11 protein-coding genes are annotated in these 13,201 nt (G+C 55.9%); 7 read left to right on the forward strand and 4 right to left on the reverse strand.

Annotated elements, in window-relative coordinates:
• Position 1 precedes the first annotated feature (1 nt).
• The 3 genes from xylH to xylF all read right to left on the reverse strand — a co-directional run bounded on the left by xylH (position 2) and on the right by xylF (position 3,766).
• Complete coding sequence (gene xylH, locus C1N69_RS00805) at positions 2-1,183, reverse strand: xylose ABC transporter permease XylH (protein WP_155030526.1); 1,182 nt, start codon at positions 1,181-1,183, stop codon at positions 2-4.
• Positions 1,161-2,702, reverse strand: coding sequence for a xylose ABC transporter ATP-binding protein (locus tag C1N69_RS00810; protein ID WP_047957484.1), 1,542 nt, complete (start codon positions 2,700-2,702; stop codon positions 1,161-1,163). Before C1N69_RS00810 ends, xylH begins: the two co-directional genes overlap by 23 nt.
• A 71-nt stretch (positions 2,703-2,773) precedes the next feature.
• Positions 2,774-3,766, reverse strand: a complete 993-nt coding sequence (gene xylF, locus C1N69_RS00815; RefSeq protein ID WP_025759158.1) for a D-xylose ABC transporter substrate-binding protein — start codon at positions 3,764-3,766, stop codon at positions 2,774-2,776.
• A 370-nt stretch (positions 3,767-4,136) separates the two neighbouring features.
• Between xylF and xylA the strand changes: the two genes are divergently transcribed.
• The 4 genes from xylA (at position 4,137) to C1N69_RS00835 (ending at position 8,539) form a co-directional block, all read left to right on the forward strand.
• A complete protein-coding gene (gene xylA / locus C1N69_RS00820) occupies positions 4,137-5,459 on the forward strand; it encodes a xylose isomerase (RefSeq protein ID WP_155031897.1) in 1,323 nt (440 codons plus the stop codon).
• A 62-nt stretch (positions 5,460-5,521) separates the two neighbouring features.
• Positions 5,522-6,976 (forward strand): xylulokinase, encoded by a 1,455-nt coding sequence (gene xylB / locus C1N69_RS00825; protein ID WP_155030527.1) that lies wholly within the window; start codon positions 5,522-5,524, stop codon positions 6,974-6,976.
• Between the two features lie 103 nt (positions 6,977-7,079).
• A complete protein-coding gene (locus C1N69_RS00830) occupies positions 7,080-7,619 on the forward strand; it encodes an isochorismatase family protein (protein ID WP_155030528.1) in 540 nt (179 codons plus the stop codon).
• Positions 7,619-8,539 (forward strand): GlxA family transcriptional regulator, encoded by a 921-nt coding sequence (locus C1N69_RS00835; protein ID WP_047957487.1) that lies wholly within the window; start codon positions 7,619-7,621, stop codon positions 8,537-8,539. Before C1N69_RS00830 ends, C1N69_RS00835 begins: the two co-directional genes overlap by 1 nt.
• Here C1N69_RS00835 and C1N69_RS00840 read toward each other — a convergent pair.
• On the reverse strand, positions 8,532-9,527 hold the full coding sequence (locus C1N69_RS00840; protein WP_155030529.1) for an acyltransferase: 996 nt from the start codon (positions 9,525-9,527) through the stop codon (positions 8,532-8,534). The genes C1N69_RS00835 and C1N69_RS00840 overlap by 8 nt on opposite strands.
• A gap of 182 nt (positions 9,528-9,709) precedes the next feature.
• On the opposite strand from C1N69_RS00840, the gene C1N69_RS00845 reads away from it, so the two are divergent.
• The 3 genes from C1N69_RS00845 (at position 9,710) to glyS (ending at position 13,166) form a co-directional block, all read left to right on the forward strand.
• Positions 9,710-10,015 carry a YsaB family lipoprotein gene (locus tag C1N69_RS00845; RefSeq protein ID WP_025759165.1) on the forward strand — a complete coding sequence of 102 codons (306 nt, stop codon included), beginning with the start codon at positions 9,710-9,712 and terminating at the stop codon, positions 10,013-10,015.
• A gap of 160 nt (positions 10,016-10,175) precedes the next feature.
• Positions 10,176-11,087, forward strand: coding sequence for a glycine--tRNA ligase subunit alpha (gene glyQ, locus C1N69_RS00850; protein WP_003860141.1), 912 nt, complete (start codon positions 10,176-10,178; stop codon positions 11,085-11,087).
• A gap of 9 nt (positions 11,088-11,096) precedes the next feature.
• Positions 11,097-13,166, forward strand: coding sequence for a glycine--tRNA ligase subunit beta (gene glyS, locus C1N69_RS00855; RefSeq protein ID WP_045286000.1), 2,070 nt, complete (start codon positions 11,097-11,099; stop codon positions 13,164-13,166).
• Positions 13,167-13,201 lie beyond the last annotated feature (35 nt).

Consider the following 13,201-nt stretch of genomic DNA (forward strand, 5'->3'; position numbering starts at 1 on the left):
ATCAGGCCCGTCGCTTGGTTGCTGAGTCCATCCAGACTGCCAGCAAAAGAATGGCCCCCTTGACGATATACTGCCAAAACGTCGGGACGTCCATCATACTCATCCCGTTATCCAGCGACGCCATAATAAATGCCCCCATCACCGCGCCCGCCACGCTACCGATACCGCCTGCAAGGCTGGTGCCGCCAATGACGCAGGCGGCAATAGCATCCAGCTCGGCGATGTTGCCGGCGGAGGGAGAACCGGCTCCCAGACGCGAGCTGAGGATCAGCCCGGCGATAGCGACCATCAGGCCATTAATGGCGAAGACGGCCAGTTTGGTACGCTCGACGTTAATCCCTGACAGACGGGCGGCTTCAAGGTTGCCACCGATGGCGTAAATACGGCGACCGAACGCGGTACGGGTGGCCATAAACATGCCGCCCAGCAGTAAGAGGGCCAGCAGCAATACCGGCGTAGGCACGCCGCGATAGTCGTTCAGGAGCCAGATTGCGCCGAGCACAATGACTGCGGTGAGCGCCTGACGCCCTACCACCGACGTTGGCGCCGGAGACGCCAGCCCCAGCGCCTGACGGCGCATACGACCGCGCCACTGCCACGCGACAAACGCCAGCAGCCCAATCACCCCAATCGTAAAGCCTATGCTGTCTGAGAGGTAACTCTGGCCAATCTGCGACATGGCCGCGCTGGTGGGAGAGACGGTGGTACCGTTGGTGATGCCGATTAAGATCCCGCGGAAGGCCAGCATTCCTGCAAGGGTAACAATGAACGACGGCACTTTACGGTAGGCAACCCACCAGCCGTTCCAGGCCCCCAATACCAGACCCAATACCAGCGTGACCGCCACGGTCAGCGGCAGCGGCCAGCCAAGCCAGACGTCAAAAATAGCCGCCACGCCGCCAAGCAGGCCCATCATCGACCCGACGGACAGGTCGATTTCCGCGGAGATAATCACAAACACCATCCCCACGGCCAGAATGCCGGTGATGGCGGTCTGGCGCAGCAGGTTTGAGACGTTACGCGCGCTCAGGTACGAGCCATCGGTCATCCATGTAAAAAACAGCATGATGACGATAATCGCCGCGATCATCACGAAAACCTGCAGGTTCAGCGCTTTTAGCCCCGCGAACGCGCCGGGCGTCGGAACAGCGACTTTGATATCAGACGGATTGCTTTTCGACATGACGTTCGCTCCTTAAAGCGGCTTCCATCACCTGCTCCTGCGTCAGGTTCTGGTTAATCAGGTTGGCTTTCAGTTTTCCCTCGTGCATGACCAGCACACGGTCGCTCAGGCCGAGCACTTCGGGTAACTCAGACGAGATGACAATGACGGCAATCCCTTGCTGTACAAGCTGATTAATCAGTTTGTAGATTTCATATTTGGCACCGATATCAATCCCGCGCGTGGGCTCATCGAGGATTAATATGCGCGGGTTGAGAAGCAGGCAGCGCGCCAGAATCGCTTTTTGCTGGTTGCCGCCGCTCAGACGACCAATGGCCAGTTCAGGAGAGGAAGTCTTCACCTTGAGGCGGGCGAGAGACTGCAAAATACACTGCTGCTCTGCGGCATCGTCCAGGCTGCTTAGCGCACCGGAGAACTGATCGAGTGCTGCCAGCGTGATATTTTTTCCGACCGCCATCACCGGCACGATGCCGTCTTTTTTACGGTCTTCCGGGACCATGGCAATGCCGCGGGCAATCGCCTGCTGGCAGTTGTCAATTTTCACCGGCTGGCCGTCGATATAAATTTTGCCCTCCCAGCGCCCCGGCCATACGCCAAACAGACACTGTACGGCTTCGGTTCGCCCGGCCCCGACGAGCCCCGCAATCCCAAGAATTTCACCGCTGTGAAGAGAAAACGAGACGTTATTGACGCGCTTAATGTGGCGGTTAACGGGATGCCACGCGGTCAGGTTTTCCACGCGTAACACTTCGTCACCGGTGGTGTGAGGTTCATTAGGGTAGAGTGCCGTCAGCTCGCGGCCCACCATCATGGTGATGATGTCATCTTCACTCATGCCCGCGGCTTCACGCGTGCCGATGTGTTGTCCGTCGCGGATCACGCAAATGGTGTCCGAAATGGCTTTGACCTCGTTGAGCTTGTGCGAAATGTAGATGCAGGCGATGCCGTGGTTTTGCAGGTCGCGGATGATATTGAGCAGAACCGCGGTTTCCTGTTCGGTGAGCGACGCCGTTGGCTCATCGAGTATGAGCAGCCTGACCTGTTTATTCAGTGCTTTCGCAATTTCGACCAGCTGCTGCTGCCCCAGGCCCAGATCCCCCACGCGGGTGTCCGGTGAAATGCTGAGGCTCACCTGCGCCAGCAGCTTTTCACAGCGCAGCGTCATGGTGTCGTAATCCAGCACGCCGTGGCGGGAAATTTCGGCCCCAAGGAAAATGTTCTCCAGCACGGTGAGATGCTTCACCAGCGCCAGCTCCTGGTGGATGATGGCGATGCCTTTACGTTCGGTATCGCGAATGTGTGTCGCCTGAATCACTTCACCGGCAAAGACGATTTCGCCTTCGTAACTGCCATGGGGGTAGATCCCGCACAACACTTTCATCAGCGTTGACTTGCCCGAGCCGTTCTCGCCACACAGCGAAACGACCTCGCCGGGGTTCAGCCGAAGACTGACGTTGTCGACGGCTTTCACCGTGCCGAAGCGCTTGGTGATGCTTTTCATTTCAAGTAAATAAGGCATAACTGCTCCACGTAACCCGAGGGAAGAACAGTACAACGTGAAGCGCCCCCGCAGAGCAGGGGCGCGCCGGATTACAGTTCGCTCTTCTTGTGGAAACCGTCTTTAATCACGGTGGCGTCAATGTTCTCTTTATTGACTTCAATAGGGGTGAGCAGACGAGCCGGAACGTCTTTCAGCCCGTTATTCAGCGTCGCGTCGGCTTTAGGTTGCTTACCGTTGCCCAGCTCCACGGCAATTTCCGCCGCCGTATTCGCAAGCTCGGTAATCGGTTTGTAGACCGTCATGGTTTGGGTGCCGGCGATAATGCGTTTTACCCCGGCCAGATCGGCATCTTGCCCTGAAATGGCCACTTTCCCGGCCAGGCCCTGGGCGCTCAGCGCCTGAATCGCGCCGCCTGCGGTGGCATCGTTGGAGGCGACGACCGCATCAATTTTGTTGTTGTTGGCCGTCAGCGCGTTCTCCATAATTTTCAGCGCGTTTTCTGGCAGCCATCCGTCGGCCCATTGATCGCCAACCACTTTAATTTTCCCGCTGTCGATGTACGGCTTAAGAACTTTCATTTGCCCTTCGCGGAACAGTTTGGCGTTGTTATCTACCGGTGAACCGCCCATCAGGAAATAATTGCCCTGAGGCACTTTGTCGATCAGGCTTTGCGCCTGTAATTCGCCCACTTTTTCATTGTCGAAGGAAATATAATAATCAATATCCGCATTATTAATCATACGGTCATAGGCCAGAACTTTTATCCCTTCCTGTTTGGCTTCTTTCACCACGTTACTTAATACCTGGCCGTTATAGGGGATAATGACCAGGACATCGACACCACGGTTAATCATATTCTCAATTTGCGACATTTGCGTTTCTTCGTTGCCGTTCGCCGACTGAACAAACACGCTTGCGCCAAGTGATTCTGCTTTTTTAACAAAAATATCGCGATCTTTTTGCCAGCGCTCCAGACGCAGGTCATCAATCGCCATGCCGATTTTGACCTCCTTAGCATGGCCTGCAAAGCTTGCCAGCAGGAGTGTAGTGCAGAGCGTTAGGGTCAGGTTCTTTATCTTCATAATTATTAGGCCTTTTGTAGGGGTATGTGTTGCTGAGATAAAAGAAACATTCACTACTGAGACGCAGCAAATTTTTAACGCGGAAAGGCAGGCTGGCAATTACAGATTTTTATCTTCCTATTATGATATTTGGTTTATTTCTGAATTTATGACCGCGATCGGATTTTAAAATACGTAACGTCTTAATTACATTTGATTCTGGAATACACGCCGAAAAATAGTTTGCCTGCGCATTATTTTGCGAGCCAGCGCACAGTTGTGCATTCTCTCAATAGCAGTGTGAAATAACGTAATTGAGCAACCCCAAATGTCTATTCACTATTACTCCTGTATCAACGACTCGCCGCATACCCTGATTATGGAGCTCAATATGCAAGCTTATTTCGACCAACTCGATCGTGTTCGTTACGAAGGTCCAAAAACGGCCAATCCTTTAGCATTTCGTCACTACAACCCGGATGAGCTGGTGCTGGGTAAGCGCATGGAAGATCATTTGCGCTTTGCTGCCTGTTACTGGCATACCTTCTGCTGGAATGGCGCCGACATGTTCGGCGTGGGCTCCTTTGACCGTCCCTGGCAACAGCCGGGTGAAGCCATCGAGCTGGCGAAACGGAAAGCCGATGTGGCGTTTGAGTTCTTCCACAAGCTGAACGTGCCGTACTACTGCTTCCACGATGTGGACGTGTCGCCAGAGGGCGCATCGCTGAAAGCGTACCTGAACAACTTCGCGCAGATGGTGGATGTGCTGGCGGCGAAACAGCAGCAAAGTGGCGTGAAGCTGCTGTGGGGCACGGCGAACTGCTTCACGAATCCACGCTACGGCGCGGGGGCAGCAACTAACCCGGATCCGGAAGTATTTAGCTGGGCGGCCACGCAGGTGGTGACGGCCATGAACGCCACGCATCAGTTGGGCGGTGAGAACTATGTTCTGTGGGGCGGCCGTGAAGGCTACGAAACCCTGCTTAACACGGACCTGCGCCAGGAGCGTGAGCAAATTGGCCGCTTTATGCAGATGGTTGTTGAGCATAAGCATAAAATCGGTTTCCGCGGCACGCTGCTGATTGAGCCGAAACCGCAGGAACCCACCAAGCACCAGTATGACTATGATGTGGCGACGGTGTACGGTTTTCTGAAGCAGTTTGGCCTGGAAAAAGAGATTAAAGTTAACATTGAAGCCAACCACGCCACCCTGGCGGGCCACTCATTCCATCACGAGATAGCGTCTGCGATTGCGCTGGGTATTTTCGGCTCTGTCGACGCTAACCGTGGCGATGCGCAGCTGGGCTGGGATACGGATCAGTTCCCGAACAGCGTGGAAGAGAATGCGCTGGTGATGTATGAAATTATCAAAGCGGGGGGGTTCACCACCGGTGGGTTGAACTTTGACGCCAAAGTGCGTCGCCAGAGCACCGATAAATACGATCTGTTCTACGGCCACATTGGCGCGATGGACACCATGGCGCTGGCGCTAAAAGTGGCCGCGCGCATGATCGAAGACGGCGAGCTGGATAAGCGCGTGGCGAAGCGTTATAGCGGCTGGAACAGTGAGCTGGGCCAGCAAATTCTGAAAGGTCAGTTATCGCTTGCGGAAATTGCGAAGTACGCTGAACAACACCAGTTGGCTCCGCAGCACCAGAGCGGACATCAGGAGCTGCTGGAAAATCTGGTCAATCACTACCTGTTCGATAAATAACAGCACGCAGGCCCGGTAAGCGGTTGCGCCACCGGGCATTTCTGTTAAAGGAGTCACCGTTAATGTACATCGGGATCGATCTTGGCACATCGGGTGTGAAAGCCATCCTGTTAAGCGAGCAGGGCGACGTGTTAGCAACGCAGACAGAAAAACTGCAGGTTTCACGTCCGCACCCGCTGTGGTCGGAGCAGGATCCGGAGCAGTGGTGGCAGGCGACGAATCGTGCCATTCAGGCCCTGGGTGAGCAGCACAGTCTGCGTGACGTCAACGCGCTGGGGATCGCCGGACAAATGCACGGCGCTACGCTGCTCGACAGCCAGCATCGTGTGCTCCGTCCTGCCATTCTCTGGAACGATGGCCGATGTGCAGAAGAGTGTGCGCTTCTTGAGGCACGTGTTCCTGCCTCTCGTGAGATTACCGGCAACCTGATGATGCCCGGCTTTACCGCGCCCAAATTACTGTGGGTACAGCGACATGAGCCGGATATTTTCCGTCAGGTGGCAAAAGTGTTGCTGCCAAAAGATTATCTGCGTTTTCGCATGACGGGGGATTTCGCCAGCGACATGTCCGATGCCGCCGGCACGATGTGGCTCGACGTGGCGAAACGTGACTGGAGCGAGGCGATGCTGGATGCCTGCCATCTCACCCGTGAACAGATGCCCGCACTGTTCGAAGGCAGTGAGGTGACGGGCACATTGCTGCCAGCGGTTGCTGAGCGCTGGAATATGCCTGCCGTACCGGTGGTGGCCGGAGGCGGGGACAACGCGGCGGGGGCTGTAGGTGTCGGGATGGTTGAGGCCGGGCAGGCTATGCTCTCGCTGGGAACCTCAGGCGTCTATTTTGCCGTCAGTGATGGGTATCGCAGCAACCCTGAAAGTGCAGTGCACAGCTTCTGCCATGCGCTGCCAGGAAAATGGCATTTGATGTCGGTGATGCTGAGTGCCGCGTCGTGCCTGGACTGGGCGGCGAAGCTGACCGGGATGGCCGATGTGCCTGCGTTGATTGCCGCAGCCCAACAGGCGGATGAAAATGCCGGTACCGTCTGGTTTTTACCGTATCTGTCCGGTGAGCGAACGCCGCACAACAACCCGGAAGCAAAGGGAGTGTTCTTTGGCTTAACCCATCAACATGGCCCGGCAGAACTGGCACGAGCAGTTCTCGAAGGCGTAGGTTATGCCCTGGCTGATGGAATGGACGTGGTGCATGACTGCGGCCTGAAACCGGCGAGCATTACCCTGATCGGCGGCGGGGCGCGAAGCCCGTACTGGCGACAAATGCTGGCGGATATTAGCGGACTGCAGCTGGATTTTCGCACCGGTGGTGACGTCGGGCCAGCGCTCGGTGCCGCGCGACTGGCGCAGATCGCCATGAACCCGGAAATACCGCTTGCGCAACTGTTGCCGCAGCTTACGCTGGAACAGGCGCATCTGCCTGATGCGACACACCATGCGCGTTACGCAGAAAGGCGCGATGTGTTCCGCAAAATTTATCAGCAGTTGCTGCCGCTGATGTCGTAAACGCGATTGTCTGCCAGCGGCACGAGGATGTCCTTTTTTGGTCTGTCCGCGTGCCTGTTTTCTCGTCAGTATGTATTCATACCCACTGGCGAGGAGCACCATCATGACACGCATTGCACTACTCAACATCGATACCCAACAGTCTTTTCATCACCGTGATTACTGGCAGGAACAAGACATTCCGGCCTTTCAGCAGGCAATGCTGGGGTTGATTGAGGGCTGCCAGGCACGCAATGTTCCCGTCGTTGATATATTTCATGTGGATGAAGATGGCCCTTTCTCACTGCAAAGCGGCTATGTCAAACCGATGGCCTTTTTACGTCACCAGCCGGATGTGGTTTTCAAGAAACACGTTCATAATGCCTTCACGGATACCGGGCTTGACCGCTGGCTGCGTGCGCGTGATATCAACCAGCTGATTGTGTGCGGCATTCGTACTGAACAATGCTGCGAGACCACCGCACGGGTGGCATCCGATCTGGGTTATGCTGTTACCTTTGTAAGCGAGGCAACGCTGACGTTTCCCATGACGTACAGAGGGATTACCCTTAGTGCAGCGGAAATTCGCCATCGTACCGAAACGGTACTGGCCGGGCGGTTTGCCGGGATTAAAACGGTAGCGGAGACGCTGGAGTCACTGTAATGCGCATCGACGTCTGGTTTGTGATGTTGCCCGGGGTGCTGTCTTTAGATATGACCGGCCCGGCGGAAACCTTTGTGCTGGCGGGCGAGGCGTTTCGCCTGCATTACATTGGCCCGCAACCTGAGGTCCAAACGTCGATTGGTCTCGCAATGAGCGGCATTCAGCCTTTACCGGAAGGGCTCCCGGCGGGGAGCCTGCTGGTTCTGCCCGGCGTGAGCGACTCCCGCACTCAGTTTTCGACACCCCAGGCGTTGCAGATCCAGCACTGGCTGATGCGCCTGCAGCCAGCCATTCAGCGTCGGGATATCACGGTGATGTGCGTCTGTTCGGGGGCATTGCTGGCGGCGAAATCCGGGTTGCTGAATCACCGGCAGTGCACCACACATCATGACGTGATTAGCCGTTTGCGTACCGCGGCTCCCTCGGCGGTGATTAAAGAAAACCGGATATTTGTGCAGGATGAGAATATCTGGACCAGCGCAGGGATCACTTCAGGCATCGATCTGGCGCTGCATATGATTAACCGCCTGTGTGGCCCCGAAAAGGCGCTGGCCGTGGCGCGTGAGATGGTGGTCTGGTTCCGCCGGTCGGGAGACGATCCGCAGCTTTCTCCGTGGCTACGCTACCGCAATCATCTTCACCCGGCTATCCACCGTGCCCAGGATGCGCTGACCGCCGAACCACAAAAAGCCTGGAGCGTTCCGGATATCGCCGCGCTGGCGCACGTCAGCCCGCGCCATTTAACCCGTCTGTTTCAGACGCATTTAGGCATTAGCGTTCGCGATTACCTGGAGCAGCTGCGTCTGGCAGTGGCCGAGCAGTGGTTATTGCAGGGTCGTGGCGTGGAGCAGGCTTCCCTGGCGGCAGGGTTTTCTTCCCCGCGCCAGTTTCATCGCGCCCGACAGCGCACCGTTAACTGACGAAGCGGCGCGTATCTATCTTCTGTAGCAGCATCGACAGCAGTAAGCTCACGACCAGTGTGGCGGAGAAAATCCAGACGATGTCCAGCACCGGCCAGCTTTTCAGTTCCACCCCCCTCGTTCGCAGGGCGTGGATCACCAGGGCATGAAAACCGTAAATCCCCAGCGAGTGGCGCGAGATATAGCCCAGCACGGGAAGCGGGCGCGCGTTCATCGTGTTTTTGACCAGCGTCAGCAGGGAAACGGCACAGATAAAGACCATCGGCCCGCAGTAGAGATACCAGGTATCCGCAAAATTACCGCGCCACTGCAGTTCATGCAGTGTCCCGCGCGCAATCACCGCCACGCCAGCAATAAACAGCGCCGCGCAAAGCCCGTTCAGACCGCGTTTTTGCGTATTCATCATCCCGATGGCCCGTCCCAGCATGCCGTAAAGCACATAGTAAAAGGTATCGCCGTTGATATAGAGGTTGACCGGTAGCCACTCAAAACCGTCGATTTTCTGCGAGACTGTATTCGGGTTGGCGACAATGCCAATCACCACCATCAGCGCCAGAAGCATTTTTCCGCTGACGTTTTTCACCTGTATGAGGGGGGAGATCAGATAGATAACGATAATGGCGAAGAAGAACCAAAGATGGTAGAACACCGGTTTTTGCAGTACGTATTTCAGCGCTAACCCGGCGTTAATTGAGGTGAACAGGGTAATATAGAGCAGGGCAATGGCGCTGTAGAACCCGAGGCAAGCCGCGATGCGAATGAAATGCCTCGGCTGCGCGCTACGCTCACCAAAAAAGAGAAAGCCGGAAATCATAAAGAACAGCGGCACGCTGACGCGTGAAGCAGAATTGAGAATATTGGCGATATCCCAGTTAACGGGGCTGACGCTGTGGGCGTTCGTGATATACCAGGTCGTCGTGTGGATCATCACCACCATCAGACACGCTATTCCTCGCAGGTTATCAACCCAGTTAATTTTCGACTGCATCAGTTCCTCTTTTCCCTGTAAATAGAGTGTGACTGCCGTTGTGGAAATATCTTTCCCTGGAAAAATCTGAGATTTATTCAGCAGTGTTGTCGGGAGGCCGCGAGATTCGCAGAATGCCAGACCATAATCTATAAAAGCTTTGATACTAAAAATAACAGCCACAGACCAGGGCGGTAATAAAAATGATGATGAAGCGTGTGGCGTCACTCTTTCTGCTGGGCATTCTGGCAGGATGCAGTGCCCCGCAAGAAGCACCGGTGCAAAAAGCACAGCAGGGTAAAATGAGCCCGGAACGTTCACTGAATATGGAAGCGCTCTGTAAAGATCAGGCTGCGCGACGTTATAACTCGGAGGTGCAGAAAATTGATGTCACCGGGTTTGAGCGCTTTCAGGGAAGCTATGAACTGCGGGGCCATACGTCCCGTAAAGAGGGCTTTGTCTGCTCGTTTGATGCGGACGGTCAGTTTTTACACCTCTCCATGCGCTAGCCTGCTCGGATAATCAACAGCCAGACGCCCGCGGCGTTCTGGCTTGAATGCTTATTTCCCAATTTTCCCTAAACAACTCCGTTTCGTACTGTATATCTTGCAGCCAGCGGGTATACTGGTCCCTTCCATTTAAAACCACACGTATCCAGCACGAAATACTATGCAAAAGTTTGATACCAAGACCTTCCAGGGCCTGATCCTGACCTTACAGGATTACTGGGCTCGTCAGGGCTGTACCATTGTTCAACCTTTGGACATGGAAGTCGGCGCCGGCACTTCACACCCGATGACCAGCTTACGCGCGTTGGGGCCAGAGCCAATGGCGACCGCTTATGTGCAGCCTTCCCGCCGTCCGACCGATGGTCGTTACGGTGAGAACCCGAACCGTCTGCAGCATTACTATCAGTTCCAGGTGGTGATTAAGCCATCACCAGACAATATTCAGGAACTGTATCTCGGGTCACTGAAAGAGCTGGGTATGGATCCCACCATTCACGATATCCGTTTCGTGGAAGATAACTGGGAAAACCCAACGCTGGGTGCCTGGGGGCTGGGTTGGGAAGTGTGGCTGAACGGCATGGAAGTGACCCAGTTTACCTACTTCCAGCAGGTTGGCGGTCTGGAATGTAAACCGATCACCGGTGAAATCACCTACGGTCTGGAACGTCTGGCTATGTATATTCAGGGCGTAGACAGCGTTTACGACCTGGTCTGGAGCGACGGCCCGCTGGGTAAAACCACCTACGGCGACGTGTTCCATCAGAACGAAGTGGAGCAATCCACCTATAACTTCGAATACGCGGACGTGGACTTCCTGTTCACCTGCTTCGAGCAGTACGAGAAAGAAGCGCAGCAGCTGCTGGCTCTGGAGACTCCGCTGCCGCTGCCTGCTTATGAGCGTATTCTGAAGGCCGCCCACAGCTTCAACCTGCTGGACGCCCGCAAAGCGATCTCCGTGACTGAACGTCAGCGCTACATTCTGCGTATTCGTACCCTGACCAAAGCCGTTGCAGAAGCTTACTATGCGTCCCGTGAAGCCCTTGGCTTCCCGATGTGCAACCGAAACAAATAAGAGGCGGCCATGTCTGAGAAAACTTTCCTGGTGGAAATCGGCACCGAAGAGCTGCCACCAAAAGCCCTGCGCAGCCTGGCTGAATCTTTTGCTGCGAACGTGACTGCCGAGCTGGATAACGCTGGCCTGGCGCACGGTAAAATTGAATGGTTTGCTGCACCGCGTCGTCTGGCGCTGAAAGTGGCTAACCTGGCGGCGTCTCAGCCGGATCGTGAAGTGGAAAAACGTGGCCCGGCCATTGCCCAGGCGTTTGACGCGGAAGGCAAGCCAAGCAAAGCGGCAGAAGGCTGGGCGCGCGGCTGCGGTATCACCGTTGACCAGGCCGAGCGTCTGACCACCGACAAAGGCGAGTGGCTGCTGTATCGCGCTCACGTAAAAGGTGAAAGCGCTGAAGCGCTGCTGCCGGAGATGATTGCGAGCTCGCTGGCTAAGCTGCCGATTCCTAAGCTGATGCGCTGGGGCGCGTCCGACGTGCACTTCGTGCGTCCGGTTCACACCGTGACCCTGCTGCTGGGCGATACCGTGATTCCGGCCACCATTCTGGGCGTGGCGTCCGATCGTGTGATCCGCGGTCACCGCTTCATGGGCGAGCCTGAGTTCACCATCGACAATGCCGATCAGTATCCGCAAATCCTGCTGGAGCGCGGTAAGGTCATTGCTGACTACGAACAGCGTAAAGCCAAAATCAAAGCCGATGCAGAAGAGGCGGCGCGTAAGATTGGCGGTAAAGCCGATCTGAGCGACAGCCTGCTGGAAGAAGTGACCTCGCTGGTGGAATGGCCGGTTGTGCTGACCGCGAAGTTCGAAGAGAAGTTCCTGGCCGTTCCGGCTGAAGCGCTGGTGTACACCATGAAGGGTGACCAGAAGTACTTCCCTGTCTACGCCAACGACGGCAAGCTGCTGCCAAACTTCATCTTTGTCGCGAACATCGAATCGAAAGATCCGAGCCAGATTATCTCCGGTAACGAGAAAGTGGTGCGCCCGCGTCTGGCGGATGCCGAGTTCTTCTTCAACACCGACCGTAAAAAACGTCTGGAAGATCATCTTCCGCGTCTGCAGACCGTACTGTTCCAGCAGCAGCTGGGTACGCTGCGCGACAAGACCGACCGTATTGCGGAGCTGTCCGGCTGGATCGCCCGTGAAATCGGCGCTGACGTCAACCACGCCACCCGTGCGGGCCTGCTGTCCAAGTGCGACCTGATGACCAACATGGTGTTCGAATTTACCGACACCCAGGGTGTGATGGGGATGCACTACGCGCGTCACGATGGCGAAGCGGAAGACGTGGCGGTTGCCCTGAACGAGCAGTATCAGCCGCGCTTTGCGGGTGACGAGCTGCCGTCTAACCCGGTTGCCTGCGCCGTGGCGATTGCCGATAAGATGGACACCCTGGCAGGTATCTTCGGTATCGGTCAGCATCCAAAAGGCGACAAAGATCCGTTTGCGCTACGTCGTGCTGCGCTCGGCGTGCTGCGTATCATCGTTGAGAAGAATCTGAACCTGGATCTGCAGACCCTGACCGAAGAAGCGGTGCGTCTGTACGGTGACAAGCTGACCAACGCCAACGTGGTGGATGATGTGATCGACTTTATGCTCGGTCGCTTCCGCGCGTGGTATCAGGATGAAGGTTACACCGTTGACACCATTCAGGCGGTACTGGCGCGTCGTCCTACCCGTCCGGCAGATTTCGATGCGCGTATGAAGGCGGTTTCCCACTTCCGTACGCTGGAAGCGGCATCTGCCCTGGCTGCGGCCAACAAGCGTGTCTCCAACATTCTGGCGAAATCCGACGAAACGCTGAACGAGCGTGTAAACGCCGCGACGCTGAAAGAGCCGGAAGAGATCGCCCTGGCGATGCAGGTTGTGGTGCTGCGCGACAAGCTCGAGCCGTTCTTCGCGGAAGGCCGTTACCAGGAAGCGCTGGTGGAGCTGGCGGAGCTGCGTGACGTTATCGACGCCTTCTTCGAGAAAGTGATGGTGAACGTAGAAGACAAAGAGCTGCGTATTAACCGTCTCTCTATGCTCGAAAAACTGCGTGAGCTGTTCCTGCGCGTGGCGGATATTTCGCTGCTGCAGTAATGTGCCCGTTGTTATAAAGGCTAAAAACCCGCTTC

Source organism: Enterobacter sichuanensis, assembly GCF_009036245.1.
GTDB classification, from domain to species: Bacteria; Pseudomonadota; Gammaproteobacteria; order Enterobacterales; family Enterobacteriaceae; genus Enterobacter; species Enterobacter sichuanensis.